The following is a 543-nucleotide window of genomic DNA, read 5'->3' on the forward strand; positions in this document are numbered from 1 at the left end:
TTCAGGGTCAGTCATACTTTGGCGAATGTCTTTTTCCGTTTTCACCTCCTCTTTTACCTTTAAGGGCTTTTTTCCGTGTGCCACCCGATCTTCTTGGATCGCTTCTTCTAAATCATTTATATAGTTCTGGGTATCTTGTTCAATCGTTTTTCTCGTATATTTATGTTTATTGGCATTGGCTTTAAGATGAGTTGAATCAGTAAAAAGAACGCGGCCTCCAACCATATCGTGATTGATGGCTTGAAGCACAATCTCATCAAAAATATCTTGAAAAATCGTTGTATCTTTAAATCGAGTACGACGATTCCAGCTAATGGTCGAGTGATGGGGAACGGGGTCATTGATGTTCAAACCTAAAAACCATCGATACGCCATGTTATAGTAAATTTCTTTTTCAAGTTGTCTTTCAGAACGGATACCGTATAGGTATCCGATAAACATCATTTTGAACAAAATAAGTGGATCAAGAGAAGGACGACCTTTATTCTCGCTATAATACGGTTTTACTTTATCTACGATAAATGAAAAATCAATGTACTGATC

At 37.0% G+C, this 543-nt stretch carries 1 protein-coding gene; it reads right to left on the bottom strand.

Going from position 1 to position 543, the window contains the following annotated elements; translation table 11 throughout:
* The coding region (locus ACP7A0_RS18680; protein ID WP_426006000.1) for a transposase at positions 1 to 543 on the bottom strand (543 nt) is incomplete at both ends.

This window comes from Bacillus sp. DWP3-1 (assembly GCF_049896565.1).
Taxonomy (GTDB): domain Bacteria; phylum Bacillota; class Bacilli; order Bacillales; family Bacillaceae; genus Bacillus.